Raw genomic sequence first — 17,070 nt, forward strand, 5'->3', positions numbered from 1 at the left:
CGTGTCGGTCCCATGTGGTTGTCTGTCGAGCTATGGCCACCGTCAACTGGGAACGTGAGCCCGGAGAGAAGATCGAAGAGTTTGTGGCAGCACTACTGCTACTTCGACACGAGCATGCCAATCACATAACTCCGGCCCGAGGCGACCGCGGGGTGGACATCCAGGTCTGGAACCCGGACGGGTACGACTTCTACCAGGTCAAGCGCTACCCGCGGCCGCTGACTGCCCGACAGGCAACCAAGATCCAGGAGTCGTGGGAAACATTCGTTCGGGAGACCGTGCCGTTGCTTCCAGTGAGGTCGTGGACGCTGGTGACGCCTTGGAACCCGAGCAACCCACGGCTCGACTGGCTCCGGGAGTTGACGGCCGGCCAGGGATTCCCGACCCATTGGATGGGCGGCCGGACGCTCGACGCCATGGCCGCCGACAGGCCCTCCCTGGTCGACTACTTCTTTGGCGACGGTGGCGAGCGTCTACAGCGCCTCATGGCCAGTGCTCTGCAGGGTGGCCGAGACATCGCCCCGGGCGTCGTCGGCGAGGATCTCCTCGACGCGATACTCGCCCGGCACCGTGGCCTCGCCGACGCCCTCAACGACGTTGACCCGTTCTACCGATATGAACTGGACATCCGGACGGGCGGGCTGGGTGACCTGCCCTGGGACATCGACATACGGCCGGGATCGCCGGTGGCAATGGTCCAGTACCGACAACTGGACGCTGAGCGCTACCAGGTGATGCGCATCCTGCCGCGACACCCTGGCGTGATGCACCTGCGGCCCATCACCGGGACATTACGGTTGGAGGTCAACACCGGCTCACCAGAGCACCTGGCACTGGAGGAGTTCAGCCGCTTCGGTGCGCCATTTCAGGATATTCCGGGGACCGTCATCGAAATGTCAGGTCCTTCCGGCCTCGCACGACGGACAGGTGCCGGACTGTTCACATTCCTGGCAGCACCGAACTCCGGAAATGGTATTCCCGACCTCGACGTCCGTCTCGTCAGCACTGACGGACGAGTTCTACACACGCTCGAACTCGTCGAGGTGGAAGCGGCCAGGGGTGCCGACGGTGGGCCGGGAACGTGGATCTGCGGCCGGGACCGCAGCGGCGCCCTCCAGTTCCGCTTCTTCTTACACGGACCCGACGGGCATGAGATTCGCATCCTGACTGGGCCGTTAACAGGCAAAACTCCGGCCGAAGCGCTACCGGCGGTGCGGATGGCAGCGGAACTCGTCGACGGAAACGAACTCCTCCTCGCGGTCCGAGGAGGCAGGCCGATCACATGTGGCTGGGCAGTTTCGGACTCCGCCGTCCGGGCCAACGCTCGATGGCACGTGAGCCTTCTCGAAGCGCTGGCGGCCATTCAACGCTTCACCTGGGAGCGGGTGACGATCCCCGATGTGGACGCGCTGTCCGATGGGCACATCGAGGAAATCCTGCGCACGGGCAGACTCCTGCAAGGCGAGCGGATCGAGACCACCTGGACCCAGGTGACGTTGACCGTGGCCAGCCGCGAACGCCTTCCCACACCTGGCGTCGAGGCCGCCCTCATCGCCGAGACGCCCATCATCGCCCGCGTCGGCGACCGTGAGATCCCACTCGACGCCAAACGCCGTGTCATCTATCGCACCGCACGGATAGCTGACCCGGCGGAGGTCACTTCAGCTCAAGCCGGGGACACCATCAGGCTACTGCCAGGCTCCACCGACCACGCGCTGATACTCGCCATACCGACCGAGCACGAGCAATAGAGCGGGACCCGGAATCCCGATGTCTAGTAGCGGCACGTGCCGACGGTCCGAGCGGGGCGGTATCCCACAGATCGGTAGAAGCGACAAAAGGTTGAGTCGGAGAAAAACGTGAGAGCCATGCCGCCATGTGCCTGTGTCGTACCGCATCCGAACGCCGCTCCTATGGCGGATCGACACTGGATGTCGAGGTAGGGCATGACTTACGTGCTTGCCGTCGCGCTACTCCTCGGCATCATCGTCATAGCGGTCGGCTGGATGGTTGCCGCCTCTGCATTCGCTGGAAGCCTCCTGTGGATCGCACAGCGGGACGTGGCATCGTCCCACTCGTTCGCCTGGGTTCGCCGCTACGGACTGCTCAAAGGAGCATGGATACTGATACGCGTGATGCGCCGACGGCGAACCATCGCCCGTCGCCTGCTCACGCCCAGTGCGCGCCGCCGACTAATCACGGTCCTGGCGCTACCCAGCGCGGGGTTCATCGCCCCCACAGGCCTCCTCTACATCGTCAGCCTTCTCCTGCACAAACCGGCAATGGAGGGCGAATTCGCCGACGAACTGAACAAGGTTATTCTGCTCACCGGATCTCCCGCCTCCGCAATAGCTGTCGTCCTCTTTGTCCGAGGACTATGCTTCATTGCTGAACCCGACAAGCAGCGTCGCGGGCTGCCGCAGCTCCATATTCCCCAAGGGCTCAGTCGTCAGGGGCGTGATCGCCTCGCTCTCAACGTGTTCTGGTACGAAACGTCGCCCATCGTCGGCGCAGTTGCCGCCGTATACTCGGTCACCCTCCTGGTTTCATTTGTGTCGACACTGGAGCCGGCCTCCACTGACTCGACCTACTTCAGTGAGTCAGCACCGCCACTGGTCGTCATACTCTTCCTCGCCCTGACACTTGTTCCCGTCATAGCCCCAGCACAGTTCGCCGCTGCCGTTCTGCGGCGTCGCCTCGCCGCATGGCGCCTGCCTGTCGAGATTTGCGAACTACTTACTCCCGCCCAAGTCGACGAGTCGGCAAAACCCCTCGAAGTGCCGGAGGCAATTCCCGGAACGACGGAGCCTCGTCGAGCGCGTCTCATACGCGTCGCCGAGTTGCTAGTCGAAGCCGCTGCCCGGGTGGACGCCCGGCAGCCGCGTGGATTCACGCCGCATCCCACCGCAACGCTGCTTCGTGCCGTCAGCGGTTCGGTTCGCCAGCACCTGCAAGGTCCCGCCTCGTACGAGAGGACGCTCCCACCCCAGACGCAGGAGACCTTACGGATCGTGCTGAGGCTCCTTGCGGAGCCGCCGACCGCACCAACCATCACCGAGCTCGCCCGGCGAACCCGCGCATTCGACGAAGAGGGCCGGCCTGCCGTCGAATCCTTCGCCAAACCACCCGGTCGCCTATCAGCGGCGGTGGCAAGGCTGACCACCAGCGTGCAGCGGACCGCTACCGCTCTAGCCGCAGTGGCTGGTATCGCCGCTACCCTCCTTGCTGTCTCACTTGCCATAGTGGGAAAGCTCGACTCTGGAGCACTCCTTGGTCATCTGAAATAGGGTGCCGGAAACCTAATCCTGCGGAACGTCGTGCCTGGTTGAGAAAGGCCCTTGTATCAGTATGCGTCATGCCTCTGTACCGATGCGGTGATGGCCCGCGACGTGCCAGCTGTGCGCACGGCTTTGCACAGCCGAGGCATTGCCGTGTGTCGGGTCGCCCCCGTGCCCGGGGGATGGGGTGGGCTGAACTTCCGCGCCGACACCTCTGCTGGCCCGCTGATCGTCAAGGTCCGCCGGGATGTGCGCCCGTTGTTGGTGGCCAAGACCGCCGCCGGCATCCTGAGCCTGCGTGGCGTGCCGCACCCGATGGTCGTGCTGCCGCCGACCCCCGTCGCCGAGGGCTGGATGATGGCGCACCGATGGGTCGAAGGTACTGCACTCGACGCGGCTGGCCTCGGCGACTGGGACGAAGCCGATGCGTCGCGCCTCGGAGCCGATCTCGGCGTCTGGCTACGCCGCCTGCACAGGATCGAGCACCGTGGTGGCGGCTGGTCCCGGGCCGCACAGCGCCGCTTTGCGGACAAACTGCATCGCTGCCTGGAGCTAGGCATCATCGACGCTGATCTGGCAGACGCGGTACGGCGGCGGTGGGCGGCGGACGCTGCGGCACTGGATGCGGTGACGCCCACGCTCATCCACCGCGATCTGCAGCCCGGCAACATCGTGGTGCGCTCCAGGCACCTGGCCGCAGTGATCGATTTCGAACAGGCGCGCATCGCCGATCCGCTCTACGACCTGGTCAAGCTCTCCGAGTGGATCTTTCCGCTGCATCCCGCTGTGGCGCCAGCGCTCGACGAAGCGTACGGGCTCGACCGAACGCACGCTGGAGTCCGCTCCCGACTGAGGGTTGTGTCGATGTTGGAGCACCTGTCTGCTCTGGTGTACTTCGCCAAGCGCAACGACGTGGCAATGGTCAACGGCCAGCGCAACCTGCTCTCCCGGGTAGCCGAAGGGGCCACGACATGACTGGCGCAGCCGCTGCTGCGCTGGTGGTGCTCATAGCTGTGTCGGTGCCCCGAATCGTGCACACCGCCCTCGCCGGGACTGTACAGCCATAGATGGGCTGATCGACTGATCAAAGGGGAGGCGCCGGTAGACGGCCGAGATCGCCTCGGGGCGTGAGCCGGCCGTCAGGCCCGGCTCCAAGATCCTATTGCGCTTCAGGTGATGGCGGTCAGTCTGGCTCGGCAGGCCTTGCTTGGGGTGGCTACTCTTCGCATGTGCAGTGTTACTGGTGGGTGGGGGGAGTGTTGTGGACGAGGCCGTAGCTGCCGCCGAGCAACGAGTCATGGTGCCTCTCAACGTAGATGGCCACCTCGTATATCTGGCTGGCAGCGAGATGTCTCCGGGGATGACCAGTGATGAGACGGAGGTTGCTGCCCGTCCTGCCGATTTCGACGAGGCACTTGCGGCGCTCGCGGCCTTCGCTACCAAGGTGGGTGATCACCTGAAGTTGGCCGGGGTCAACCGCATGGCCGTCGAGTTCTCCTGCGAGTTCGGTGTGGAGTCGGGGACGTTCGTGGCCATCGTCGGTAAGGCGTCGTCCACGGCGGGTGTCAAGGTGAGCCTCGAGTGGGACCGCACGCAGCTCTAGTGACATCAGCGAGCGCCGGCTGGGAGGAGCTTCTTCAAGCAGCCACCGTGGCCATCGAGGTGCCCTCACCGTCCGGAAACGCACCGCCTGCCCGCGGTACTGGATTCCTGATCGCTCCGGGTGTCGTCGCCACCTGCGCGCACGTGCTCTCAGCGAAGGGGGCTGCCCTACCGGAGGTAGTCAAAGGGCGTGCTGTGGCCGTCGGCGCTCAACTGATGTTGAAGGCGGACCCGCAGAGGTGCTTCCGTGTGTCCGAGGGGCTGGACCTGGCACTGTTGGAGCTCAGCCACAGTTCCGTGGACGTAGACATCTCGCCGGTGTTGCCCTCTCCGGTCGTGGCTGTCGGCGATGCCCTTTGGACTTATGGACATCCAGATGGGATGTTCCGCGCGGGTCAACCTGCAAGCCTCGTTTACGAGGGAGCGTCCCGCCTTGGCGAGATGGATGCGCTGCGGATGCTGCGAGCTCAGGGAACCCCTCTGACGAAGGGCTTCAGCGGAAGCCCGGTGGTGAATCGACGCACCGGTGCCGTGTGCGGCATGGTGTGCACCTCGAACACGACCGGTGGTGCTCATATGCTTCCGATCGCCGAGATCATCACCCGCTGCGAGCCCGCGAGGCTTGCGCTGGCCACGGCGCAGGTGGAACACCGCCAGTGGCTTGGCGTGCTCAATGACGAGCAAGTCACCGCAGGGCAGTGGCGCTTCCCTGGACCTCAACTGCGCGCCTATCTGACCCTCGCCGCGCGTACCGCCGCGACTCATCCGTACCAGATGTCACCGATGCTACCCATGCCACCGTTGTCCGCCGTTTATGTCCGGCAGGCTGCCCGGCGAGAGGCGGATTCCTACGCTGTCGCCGCTGCGGCGCCACCTCAATCCGCAGAGATCATCTTCGACGGTGACCACGATGCTGTGCTGGTAGCCGGTGCGGGAGCAGGCAAGTCCAGCCTCTTCCAGAACACCGTCGGTGACATTGCCCGGCGCCAGCGAGACGGCGAGATCACGGACGTGCCTGTCCGGGTACAGGCCACTGACGTGCTCTCTACTGCCAGCCTCGGTGAGGCCATCGCCCGAAGCGTCCGCAGCGACTACAGCCCGCTCCACGGCAAGGGGGCATGGCCGCCAGAGTTCTTCGCCGAGCGGCCCATCCTTAACGGCAGGTGGCTTGTGCTGGTCGACGGCCTCGACGAGATCATGGATCCGCGCAAGCGACAACAGGTTCTCGCTGCTCTACGCGCGCGTCACGGCGACCCCGATTGCCCTCACCGCTTCATCATCGCGACTCGTCCCGGAACCACGTTCAACGGCGGGTTCGAGGGTTCATGGGTGCTCCTGCAGTACGAGCTGCTGCCCTTTGATGAGGAGCAGCGGCGTCAGTTCGCGCAGACCTGGTTCATACGGGCGGAGATCACTCACCCCGCCGAGGCGGCCGCTAGGTTCCTCAAGGAACTTCGTCGGCTGAGCCTTGAGGAGTTGGCGCGTAACCCGCTGATGGCCACCATGCTGTGCCAGCTGTTCGTCGCGAATCCCGAACGCCGGCTGCCGCCTGGCCGCTCCCGAATCTTCCGCGACTTCGTTCACCTCCTGCGCGACCGGCACTACAGTGACGCTGACGGCGGCGTGCGTTACCAGTTGCGTCGCGCGCTTCAGCGATACGGCGCGGATGCCGAACAGGCCGGAGAACGCCTGATCGCCATCGGTGACACGCTGATCGGGCGGCTGGCCGCCGATCGCCTCGACGGTGATGCCACTTCAGCGGTCGACAAGCTCGAGCACTGGACAGCAACGCTACGAGGCAGCTCGGTGCCGGAGGCCGTGTGGCGTGAGCTACTTGCGGACTACCTGCGCGGAAGCGGCGTGGTGGTGGCCCGCGCAGACGATTACGTGTTCTTGCACCAAACGATCCAGGAGTACCTGGCCGCGCAGTATGTTCCCAGCGACCCGGACCGCGCCGACGCTGCCTTCTGGGACCTGTTCGGGAGAACGGCCAGCGGTAGAGCGGTCGCGCCACCGGCATGGCGGCAGTCTTACGCCCGGTTCCTCGTGGCTGCCTGGACTCAGCCCGACCAGATGGCATCTGCCCTTCGATCGATGGCTGCCACCGGCGGACTACCGGGGGCCCTCTTCGTCACGGCCGTCATCGAGGACGGCGCCGAGCCGGATGACACGACAGCCGAAAACGCGGTCAGGACGTTGTCCGCGTTCGCCCGTGACTCGCGTGCGACCGATGACGACCGCTATCTCGCCCTGACCACGTGTCTGCGGCTGGACCGTGCGAAGGGGCTGCACTTGGCGACGGTCATCGCCACAGATCGTCGACAGAGCAGCGCCTTTAGGGCCACCACACTGCGGGCCATGGCCGCCTTGACCACCACCTCCGCCGATGTCAGCTCAACCGCAGGCGACCAGTGGATCATGAATCAGTTGGCGTGCCTCGACGGCATCGACGCCATACTGATCCTGACCTCCGTGGCTAAAGACCAGGGATTCGAGGCGACGCAACGAATCTGGGCCGCAGAAGCTCTCACACAGATCAACCAGAGCCTGGGCCGGCGCCACCTCGTCGATCTCGCCAGAGACGAGAAAATCAACTCGGCTCAGCGCCGCGCCGCAGCCACGGCACTGCACGCCGCCAAAGACCCGCGAGGCGCGTCCCTGCTACACAAACTGGCACGCGATGAGTCCGCACTGGCTGCCGAGCGCCAACTCGCGGCGCGGACTCTCACGCAGACCCCGCAAACCCGGTCTCCACTACGGCGGATAGCCCACCGTCTCAGGCTACCGAAGATCATCGACACCTCGCCGGCGGTGAGTGAGGTACTCGAGCCCTTGGTGACCTCACTGCGTGAGAACCACCCTCGGGCGGATGTGAGGGGCATCCAGCAGGCGTTCGACGCGGCGGCCCGCTGGCACTCCGGTCAATTCCGCAAGTCAGGCGACCCGTACATCACCCATCCGCTCGCGGTGGCGACCATCCTGGCTTATCTAGGCATGGAATCAGAGACGGTCATGGCCGCGCTGCTGTCTGGAACGGTGCACGACGCGGCCTACAGCGTCGAGCAGATGTACGCCGACTTCGGTAGCGAGGTGACGCTGTTGGTCGACGGCGTGGGAAAGATCGACAAAGTTGAGCTGGACAACGTCGCCGAGACGAAAGCGATCCGCAACGTGGTCGCCGTCGCGGCGAAGGATCCACGTGTCCTGGTGATCAAGCTCGCGCAGCGTCTACACAACATGCGAACCCTCGCCTATGTCGCTCGCGGTGAGCAGGAGCGCCTCGCCCGGGAAACCCTGAACCTGTGGACGCCACTGGCACACCGTGTCGGTCTCAACGTCCTGAAGTGGGAGCTGGAGGATCTGGCGCTCTGGACGTTGTTCCCGAAGCGGTTCGAGGAGATCAACCGGCTGATCGGGGAGCACCAGCCGCAGCGTGAGGCGTTGCTGCGGCAGGTGACGCAGAAGGTGCACCCTGAGTTGAGGGCGGCAAACATCAAGGCGGAGGTTACCGGGCGGCCGAAGCACCTGTACTCGATCTACCAGAAGATGATCGTGCGGGGCCGCGAGTTCAACGATATCTACGACCTGGTGGGTGTGCGGATCCTGGTCGACACGGTGCGGGACTGCTACGCGGCGTTGGGTGTGATCCACGCGAACTGGCAGCCGGTGCCGGGGCGGTTCAAGGACTACATCGCGATGCCCAAGTTCAACATGTACCAGTCGTTGCACACGACGGTGATCGGGCCGACCGGCAAGCCGGTGGAGATGCAGATCCGGACGTACGCGATGCACCGTACGGCGGAGTTCGGTATCGCGGCGCACTGGAAGTACAAGGAGAAGGGCACCCAGATCGTCGGGCCGCCGGCGCACATCGACGAGATGACGTGGCTGCGGCAGTTGTTGGACTGGCAGCGGGAGGCGGCGGACCCGGGCGAGTTCCTGGACGCGTTGCGGTTCGACCTGTCCAGCCAGGAGGTGTACGTCTTCACCCCGAAGGGTGACGTGATCCCGTTGCCGACGGGGTCGACGCCGGTGGACTTCGCGTACGCGGTGCACACCGAGGTGGGGCACAAGTGCATCGGGGCGCGGGTCAACGGCAAGTTGGTGCCGTTGGAGTCGACGCTGTCCAACGGTGACGTGATCGAGATCTTCACCTCGAAGTCGGAGACGGCCGGCCCGACGCAGGACTGGTTGGGCTTCGTCAAGAGCCCCCGGGCGCGGACGAAGATCCGGCAGTACTTCAACAAGGAGCGTCGCGAGGAGGCGATCGAGGAGGGCAAGGACGCGATCGTCAAGGCCATGCGCAAGCAGGGCATGCCCTTGCAGCGGATGCTCACCTCCGACAACCTGATGGCGATCGCCCGGGACCTGCACCTGGCCGACGTGGCGTCGCTGTACGCGGCGGTGGGGGACAGCCAGGTCTCCGCGCAGTCGGTGGTGCAGAAGCTGATGGCCACCTATGGCGGCGAGGAGGGCGCGGCCGAGGACATCGCGGAGACCGCGGTGGCCACCCGGCCGCCGCGCAGCCGGGCCTCCAGCCACGACCCGGGTGTGGTCGTACGGGGCGTCAGCGACGTCTGGATCAAGCTGGCCCGCTGCTGCACCCCGGTGCCGCCGGATTCAGTGTTCGGCTTCGTCACGAGTTCCGGTGGGGTGAGTGTGCACCGTGACGACTGCGCCAACTCCGAGGACCTGCGCGCCCAGGGCGAGCGGGTGGTCGAGGTGAGTTGGAAGCTGACCTCTTCCTCGACGTTCCTGGTCGCCATCCAGGTGGAGGCGCTGGACCGTCGACGGCTACTCGTTGACATTGCCCGAGCGATCTCCGACGTCCAGGTCAACATTCTCTCCGCCACCGTCACCACCACCCGAGACTTGGTGGCGGTGAGCCGGTTCAGCTTCGAGATGGCCGACCCCAAGCACCTGGGGCATCTGCTGGCCGCCGTCCGCAAGGTCGACGGGGTCTTCGACGCCTACCGGGTCACATCGGGAGCCTGATTCACACCTGACCCAATTCGCGTACAAGTTCCTAATCGGAAAGTCGTTGAGGTCAACCCGTTCTGAACAGCAGGCCGGGCGTCCGAGCCAATTAGATTCAGCTCCCGAACGATCGTGACGCCAGCGTCGATCATCTTGCAAGTGCGTAGCGTGCGACGGTACTTGTCGAGTCCTAGCCGCAGTTGGCGTACATCCGGTCGGGCCTGTGCCGGGCCGGTAGGGTGAGGCGCGATGAACATCCTCCCGAGGAGCACTCAGCCCCTCTAAGCTGGGATGTCCGCCAACCTGGTCAGGCCCACAGCCACCGGTAAGGTCTGCACTCTATTCTGCAGCGAGGTGCCCTTGAACTTGGCGTAGCTGCTGCAGCGCCATCGGCGGATCGACCGCGAGCTGCTCATGAGCGTGGGCCAGGTCGACGGCGAGTGGATCCTTGTCGGGGTTCGACTGCCCCCAACTGGCCAGAATCTGCGAATCGTGGCGGAAGACCTCTAGCACGACCGAGTAGTAGAGCAAGGCGGCGGCCAGCGCCGTGGATGCCTCGGTCGGCTCCGGATCGGCCAGCAACTCATCCGCTGCGGTCCGTAGTCCGTCGATAGTGATGTCGGGCCACTGCGGGTCGGACATCAGCTTCACCAGCTTCGGATCCCCATCGTCGGTTGCGTCGCGAGCTACCCGCTGCTGGAAGCCGCGCTTCACTGCCTGCGCCTCGAGGGTCACCAATTGGGCGGTCACCGCATCGAGATCCTTGCCCACGTTTGAACCGCGGTGCAGCCCGATCATCAATCGAGCCACCCGCAGCACGTCCCGGGGCATGCCGCCAGCCAGGCAGTGGCAGAGCATCCAGAAAGACGACGGCACACCTGACAGCCGGTGCCGCAGCAGAGCGACGGATTCGGCTATGAGCATCGGGCGCAGGTGAACGACATGGTCGAAGGCGCTGTCGAAGACCGTCCGGGTGCGTACCACTCGCCGCTCGAAGTTGACCAGCGCCTCCTCTGAGACCGACACGAGATAGGCGCAGCGCTCCACTCCGAAGATGGCCTTGATCTCGTTGAGGAACCGCTCCGCCAGCTCCGGCTCGGCGATCCGGTCCAGCTCATCGATCGCAATGATCAGATGGCCGTGCCCGTCGGTCTCGTCACGCCACCACGCCGCCACCTTGCTGGTGAACTCGCGATAGGCGGCCACGACGTCAGGCAGGCTCAGCGGCTGTTCGGCCCACTGCCGGCCCCATTTCCAGCCGAGTTGCACCGACCACGGCGCCGCCTGGCCAGAATGCTCAACCGAGAGCGTCTGCAGGAACCGGATCTGCCGTAGTCGCCGGGTGGCCTCTGCGGACAGGCCCAATCTTTCGGTCTGATCACCTGCCCAGAGACGGCGAGCCAGTAGGAAGATTGCGACACCGAGTACGAGATAGGTCCCGGCGAGTTGGGGTAGCGGGTGCCCGTCAACCACCAGCCGGCGGGTCCCCGGAAAGACCATCGCCAGCAGGCAGATCACGACCGCGAGGCTGAGCAGGGTGATGGTGAGTCGGCGGAGCGCACGCAATCCACGCCGTCTCAGCGTCGGCGGTCTCTGCCGGCCGATTCGGTGCACCACCGCCTCACACAACTGGGCGTAGAGGTGCAGCATGAAGTCCCGAGGTTCGTAGCGCACCGGTGCCGAGATCATCAAGCCGAACGTGTCCGGGTGGGGCGACTCTTCGGTCAGCGAGCGCAGCATCGTGGTCTTGCCGACGCCTCGCGAGCCGCTGATCGCCACCGCGTGGGCACCCAGGAAGAACACCTGATCCCGGATCTGCTCGATCTCGGAGCGGTCGACAAGTCGGTCGGCGCTGACGTCGGCCAGAGTCGGCGAGATTGGCATGCTCGGCAGCACTGCCATATGCCCCGGCTCGTTGGCGTGTGCCTCGAAGGCGGCGCGTAGCCGGTCCTGGATCAGCGTGTGACTGGCGGTGCTCCACTGCATCGCGGGCTTGATCCAGGATACGAGCCAGCGCGGTGTGCCCCGAACCAGTGCGACGGCCGCGATTATCAGGAGCCCCAGCAGCAGGTAGAAGTCGAGTTGCGGCAGGTCCGTCGCGCGCACTGCAGCCGTCCAGCGCCCGGTCACGTCGGAGGGCATCACGGTGCCCTGGTAAAGGGCTCGGCAGAGCCGAGCCACAGGCTCTGCCAGCGAGATAGCGACGGTGCAGAGTAGGACGAGCAGGAGGCTGGACCGGATCAGGCCTCGGGCCCCGGCGCGCCGGTAATCGCTGAGCGCTCTGAAGACGTCAATGGGCGGCTCCGTCGTGGCCCACACGGCCTGCTCCCAGAAGTTTGGGTACGCCGCCCGTAGCCGCTGGAACTCGTGTTTGCCACCCTCACGCTCCGCCGTTTCCGCGTAGTGCGATCGGAGGAACTCGGCGACGTTATGCTGCAGCCGGAGCCAGATGCGTTCCAGTCGGGACCGGATGGCCTCCAGGATCCTGTCCACATCGTCGACCGTCGCCATCGCGGTGATCGTCAACGCCGCCAGAATGGTGGCTATGCCCAGGAGCACGCCGAGAGAGATAGCGGCCACGGTCGAGTAGGCGCTGGCGAACGACCACGCGAAGAGTGCTGCGAAGAACAACGGGCCAGCGCCGAGCAGCCAAGTGAACCGACCCGAACCCAAGACCGCAACCCTCCCCGGTTGTCCGTCCGCAGTCTCTCGCATCGATCGAAGGCAGGCAATCACCGCGGCGCGGTGTTGCTCCCGCAGCGCGCTCACGGACACGGAGGACTGCGCAGTAAGGAGGCGACTCTCGTGGCGGTTGGCGCCAGCACGATGTTCGGGCTCGCCCGCCCGTCAATCGAATGGCATCAGCTTCCTGTCTGTCGATCGAGGGCTGCCATTTCGGGGTTGCTGTCGACGGATTCCATTTCCCGAATCAACGTTCGCAGGGGCTTGGCGCGGCGGCAGGACGGTCAACGCCAGGCGGGGGCTAGGTGGCCGCCGTCGGGCGGCGGAGACGATCGCCGCGCGTGCGGTACGCGTCCGGGCGGTGGACGCGTCGAGCAGAGTTGTCATTATCTGGGGCGCCCTTAGCGGGCCATTAGACGCCGTCTTCTACTGCATGCCAACTGGCAGTGCCCTCTCGTTGTCCAGCCCGGGCCGTGAATGAGCCACCCCTATAGCGGGGGTGGCAAGAGCGGCGCCGAGGCTGCGGCCATGCCGAGGGCCAGCGAGGGGCGGTGCTACCCGTGCGTGTCATTGGCGCATGCTGACCCGGATGCCTCCGCGCGTCGATGGGCGGTACGAGCTGACCCTGTGACGGTTCTGTAGTTCCTTGAGTAGTTCGTCGGTCCCGGGTAGTTCCTCCAACCTGGGACGACGACGGCCGAGCGTGGTGAGGATCTCGTAGTCGCCGCCGAGCGCCCGAAGAATCTGGTCCAGCGCCGGTTGCTCGATGCTGGTGAGGTGGGGTTTCAGCAGATTCAGGATGTGTTCGGCGGGTGCTCCGGCTTCGCTGAGTGTGACCAGTAGCTCCACGGTGACAGTGTTGCCCGTGGCTGCCCATTCGCAGATGGCGATGGCGCTGGAGGTGGACAGATGGTCGGGTTCGCGCTCCGGGTCCTCGGCGATCGCGCGCTTGACGTCCGTCGCCACGCGAGGACTCCGGAGGATTCTCGGTAGGTCGTCGCCTGGAAGTGGAAGTTCGCACACGTAGGTCGCGAGTAGTTTCGACTTGGCGAAGTACTCCTCGCGGACCTCGAACGAACTATCTACCAAGCGCGCATACGTCTCCGGGCTGTCGGGCACCAGGTCGGCCTCCAGTAGGGCCGGCAGCAGCGTGAGTCCGCCGCCGGTCACGTGTTCCGGATTCAACGCGCCGGGAAGCTGGAGCTGCTTCACCAGCCGGACCCGCGCTACCGGGGCCAGGTTCTCCGCATGGACCAGCGCGTATCCGAGGTCGTATCTGGATGTCTCCTGGACCGCGCCGACGTGGGTGAGGTCGTGTCTGCTCAGGATCTTCGCGAGGTCCCCGCTGACGCCGAGCTTGGCGACGTACTGGTTGACGTTCGAGACGGTCGGCGCGAGTCTGCTCGCCGCCACCACCGCAGCCCACGCCGAGGCGTCGAGTTCCTCCAGGCCGGCTACCTCGCACCCCGGCGACGCACCCTCCGCCACCGGCAGCACCGCCGACTCGGAGGCGCTGACGACGTCGTTCAGCACCGAGACGAACGCCTCCGAGGCTTCGACGGTCATCTCGTCTTCCTCGCGGGTGTGGAGGTAGCTGTCCAGGTTGTCGAGGACGTGCTGGTAGACGGTTGTGTTGGTGGCCTTCACCACGTCGAGGGCCAGCAGGGTGTCCTCACCGAGTGCCGCCAGCAGGTTCGCCCTGGTGACCGGGTACAGGCTGGCCGCCACCACCGCTTCGCGCTGTGCGTCCCCGAGCACCGTCAGGTCGCTGACCTGGGCGCCGAAATGAGAAGCCAGTGCTGCGACGCAAGCTGCCTTCGAGGTCTCCACCGTGGCGGTGAACGCCCGCATCTCGGCGTAATGCTCCGCTAGGAACTCTGCCACCTGGCCCGAGGAGTCGTAGTCGACCTCGCGATCCGCGCTTTGAACAGCGGCGTCGACGAGCGCGACGGCCGCCGCGATGTCGATCGGGGTGTTCTCGACCAGATGGACGAAGGCACCCTTCCAGCGAGGAGCCAGTCGGCTTACGAAGACGTCGCGGAACGTGCCGTCCGCGAGGTACGCGTCGAGGAACGAGGCGTCGGTTCCGGCGCGCATGACGAGTTTGTCGAGTGCGGTGTCGAGCTGCTCAGGGTGTGTGGGCAGGTAGTGATCGAAGACCTCGATGTTGAAGACGCTCTTGCCGTCGAGGAATCGGGAGCCCATCTCCGCCTCGACCTTGTCGATGGAGGCAGGCTCGTCGAAGCGGAAGCGGTGGTCTTCACGGTCGGGCTGGACGCAGTGGAGGATGAAGTTCATCGCGCTGACGCTGATGGCGATGCCGTGGTAGTCAGAGCAGTAGAGGGTGAAGTTCTCGTCGATGTAGCCCTTCGCGAGCAAGTCGTGGGCCACGGGCGACACGAGGCCGGCGACGATGGCGTCAAGATTGTGGCAGGCGTCGCCGCCGCTGGGCATGACCAGGTCCTGACGGGCCATGAGCTGCGCCATCGTGGCCTTCGCCACGAACTCCTTGGTGTTCAACGCAGCCCGTGAGGCACGCAGGAGGCCAGCGCCATCGGCCTCGACGGCCTGATCTAACGCAGCAGCCCCTTCCCCGACCAACGCGATCAGGTCACGGAACGACAGGTCCATGCCGTGCTCTCCGGGCTGAGCGAGCCGCACGCTTTGAGGAGTCGTCGTGTGCAGCGTCCTCCAGAAGTCGCCAGACGTAAGCTCAGAAAAGGGGTACTGCTCCGACTGGAGGTACAGGACGGTCCGACGACTCGAACGCCCGATCACCCGACAAAGAACAGGCAGCACCTGTTGGAGCCGTTCGCCGGCGGCCTTCGCGTGCTTGTCCCACAGGGCGTTCGACGCGACCTTGTCCAGTGCCTCCTTGCTGGCCGCTGCCTGGCGCACCGTCTGATGCGTGACCATGTCGCGGAAAGCCCGGTAGGCCGCGTCGATCTTGCTTTCGCCAAGTCGGATGGCCTCGAAGTCCTCCAGATGGAGGTTCTTGTAGACCATCATCGCGAACAGCCGGTCCGCGGTGAGGCCCTGGAGGCCCTTCTTTCTGAGGATCGAGACGCGGTAGATCTCGAACTCGTTGCGGATGTTGCGGATCAGGCGCATGTCGGTCAGATGCCCACCGACCAGGGTCATCAACGCGGCCGAGGGCCGTTCGTCCGATTCGGTGAACTCCGCCGCCAACAGGTCGCGTGACGATCGGTGCGTGAGGAACGGCACCATCGGAACGACCAGGTCGAAGAACTTCGTCCTGTTTGCCGACGGGGCGCTCTCCCGAGCCGACGGACCACGCGCCGTCGCACCGGCATCGGGGGTCTCGTCACCGCCGGGGGTGGCGTCGACGTTGAGTTGTTCGAAGATGCTGTCGCGGACCGCGTACACGAACTGGACCGGCCGTGACTTGATCTGCTCGGAGTTGTTCAGGACCGTGTTCAGCTCGCGCAGCGTCTCGAAGATGTGCGGGTCCCGGAACCGGTCCAGGTCCTCGAAAATGGCGACCTGGGTCTTCGTCCGTTGGAAGAAGTAGACGATCTCGTCGAGGTACTCATCGAAGTACGAGTTCTCCTTGGCGCTGAGCGTGACGGCTGCTCCGCCCGCGGACACGCTCTCCACCCGCACCCGGCTCCGCAGACCACGCCAACCCCAGAAACAGATCACGCCCACGAGCACGCCGAGCCCACCGACGACGGCCCACGGCACCCAGCCACGACCGTCGACCAGGGCCCGAGGTGCCACCGTCTCAACGCGATTCACCAGGCCGGACAGGACCGCGATCACGAAGAACACCACCCCGGCCAGGGCGCTCCCGAAGGCCACCGGCCAGAACCTGAACGAGTCGATGCGGAAGTACCTCGACCCCGGCATGTCCGGGGGCGCCTTCCGGTAGAGCAACTGCTTGACGATCTCCTTCTGAATGAGGTTCGTCAGTGGGGGAAGAGACCCGTCAGGCTGGATGCGAGCTCGCGCCGTGTCGTCGATGCCCAGGCTCGACAGCGACAGGTTGATCCAGTTGATCTTCCTCATGTCCAGACCCTGCTGGACGCCGAGGATGACACTGCTCTTCCCGCTGCCGTAATGCCCCGTGACCGCGATGTTCGTCGCGGGGCGCCCGGACCTGTCGGCCAAGGCATCAAGGAGGACCGTCGCGTGCCGTCCGTGCAGGTCTTCATCGAACGTGGGCCCGAGACTCCGAAGGACCGGCACGTCGGGATGGGATGCGGACTGCCGGAACGGCCACCCTCGCGACATGGACGAAATCCTACGAGCGAGGTCTGACGTGTCCCCGGCATGTCGATGGACCAGGTAGCCGCACGGCCCAGCACACTCTCGGGCCCCCGATGTGACTGGGCCGCAGCAGATGCCCTACCGGGGCTGACGGTGAGGTCCCGCAGGACGACAGACCGCCGTCGGCTTGATCGGCGACCGCCCACGAGGTGTGCCGCCTATTTGGCTAAAGGTAGTGTTGCCTGACCGCTCGATGTGTCGATGGGTGCCTTCCGGGCGGCGTCGTCGGTCGATCTCCACG

The 17,070-nt window shown here is 65.3% G+C and carries 6 protein-coding genes and 2 pseudogenes; 6 read left to right on the forward strand and 2 right to left on the reverse strand.

From position 1 onward, the window contains the following. The first annotated feature begins 32 nt into the window (after nt 1-32). The 6 genes and pseudogenes from ID554_RS14965 to ID554_RS33095 all read left to right on the forward strand — a co-directional run. Entirely contained in the window at nt 33-1,751 is a 1,719-nt protein-coding gene (locus ID554_RS14965; RefSeq protein ID WP_147333540.1) for a hypothetical protein, read from the forward strand. Nucleotides 1,752-1,946: 195 nt separating this feature from the next. Next, complete coding sequence (locus ID554_RS14970) at nt 1,947-3,287, forward strand: hypothetical protein (RefSeq protein WP_147333539.1); 1,341 nt, start codon at nt 1,947-1,949, stop codon at nt 3,285-3,287. 90 nt (nt 3,288-3,377) lie between these two features. Then, nucleotides 3,378-4,253: an aminoglycoside phosphotransferase family protein gene (locus ID554_RS14975; RefSeq protein WP_117229957.1), complete on the forward strand. Its 876-nt coding sequence runs from the start codon at nt 3,378-3,380 to the stop codon at nt 4,251-4,253. Between the two features lie 385 nt (nt 4,254-4,638). After that, nucleotides 4,639-4,881 carry a CU044_2847 family protein gene (locus ID554_RS14980; RefSeq protein WP_191088839.1) on the forward strand — a complete coding sequence of 81 codons (243 nt, stop codon included), beginning with the start codon at nt 4,639-4,641 and terminating at the stop codon, nt 4,879-4,881. Nucleotides 4,882-4,940: 59 nt separating this feature from the next. Next, nucleotides 4,941-6,269: pseudogene (locus ID554_RS33090) on the forward strand (trypsin-like peptidase domain-containing protein); the annotation flags it as partial. Nucleotides 6,270-7,682: 1,413 nt separating this feature from the next. After that, nucleotides 7,683-9,875, forward strand: a pseudogene (locus ID554_RS33095) (RelA/SpoT family protein); the annotation flags it as partial. 321 nt (nt 9,876-10,196) lie between these two features. Here the strand turns inward: ID554_RS33095 and ID554_RS14990 are convergent. Together ID554_RS14990 and ID554_RS14995 are read right to left on the reverse strand one after the other, a co-directional pair. Next, a complete protein-coding gene (locus ID554_RS14990) occupies nt 10,197-12,488 on the reverse strand; it encodes a P-loop NTPase fold protein (protein ID WP_158573803.1) in 2,292 nt (763 codons plus the stop codon). A gap of 618 nt (nt 12,489-13,106) precedes the next feature. After that, nucleotides 13,107-16,793, reverse strand: coding sequence for a YobI family P-loop NTPase (locus ID554_RS14995; RefSeq protein WP_325051142.1), 3,687 nt, complete (start codon nt 16,791-16,793; stop codon nt 13,107-13,109). Between the last annotated feature and the right edge of the window lie 277 nt (nt 16,794-17,070).

This window comes from Micromonospora craniellae (genome assembly GCF_014764405.1).
GTDB lineage: Bacteria > Actinomycetota > Actinomycetes > Mycobacteriales > Micromonosporaceae > Micromonospora > Micromonospora craniellae.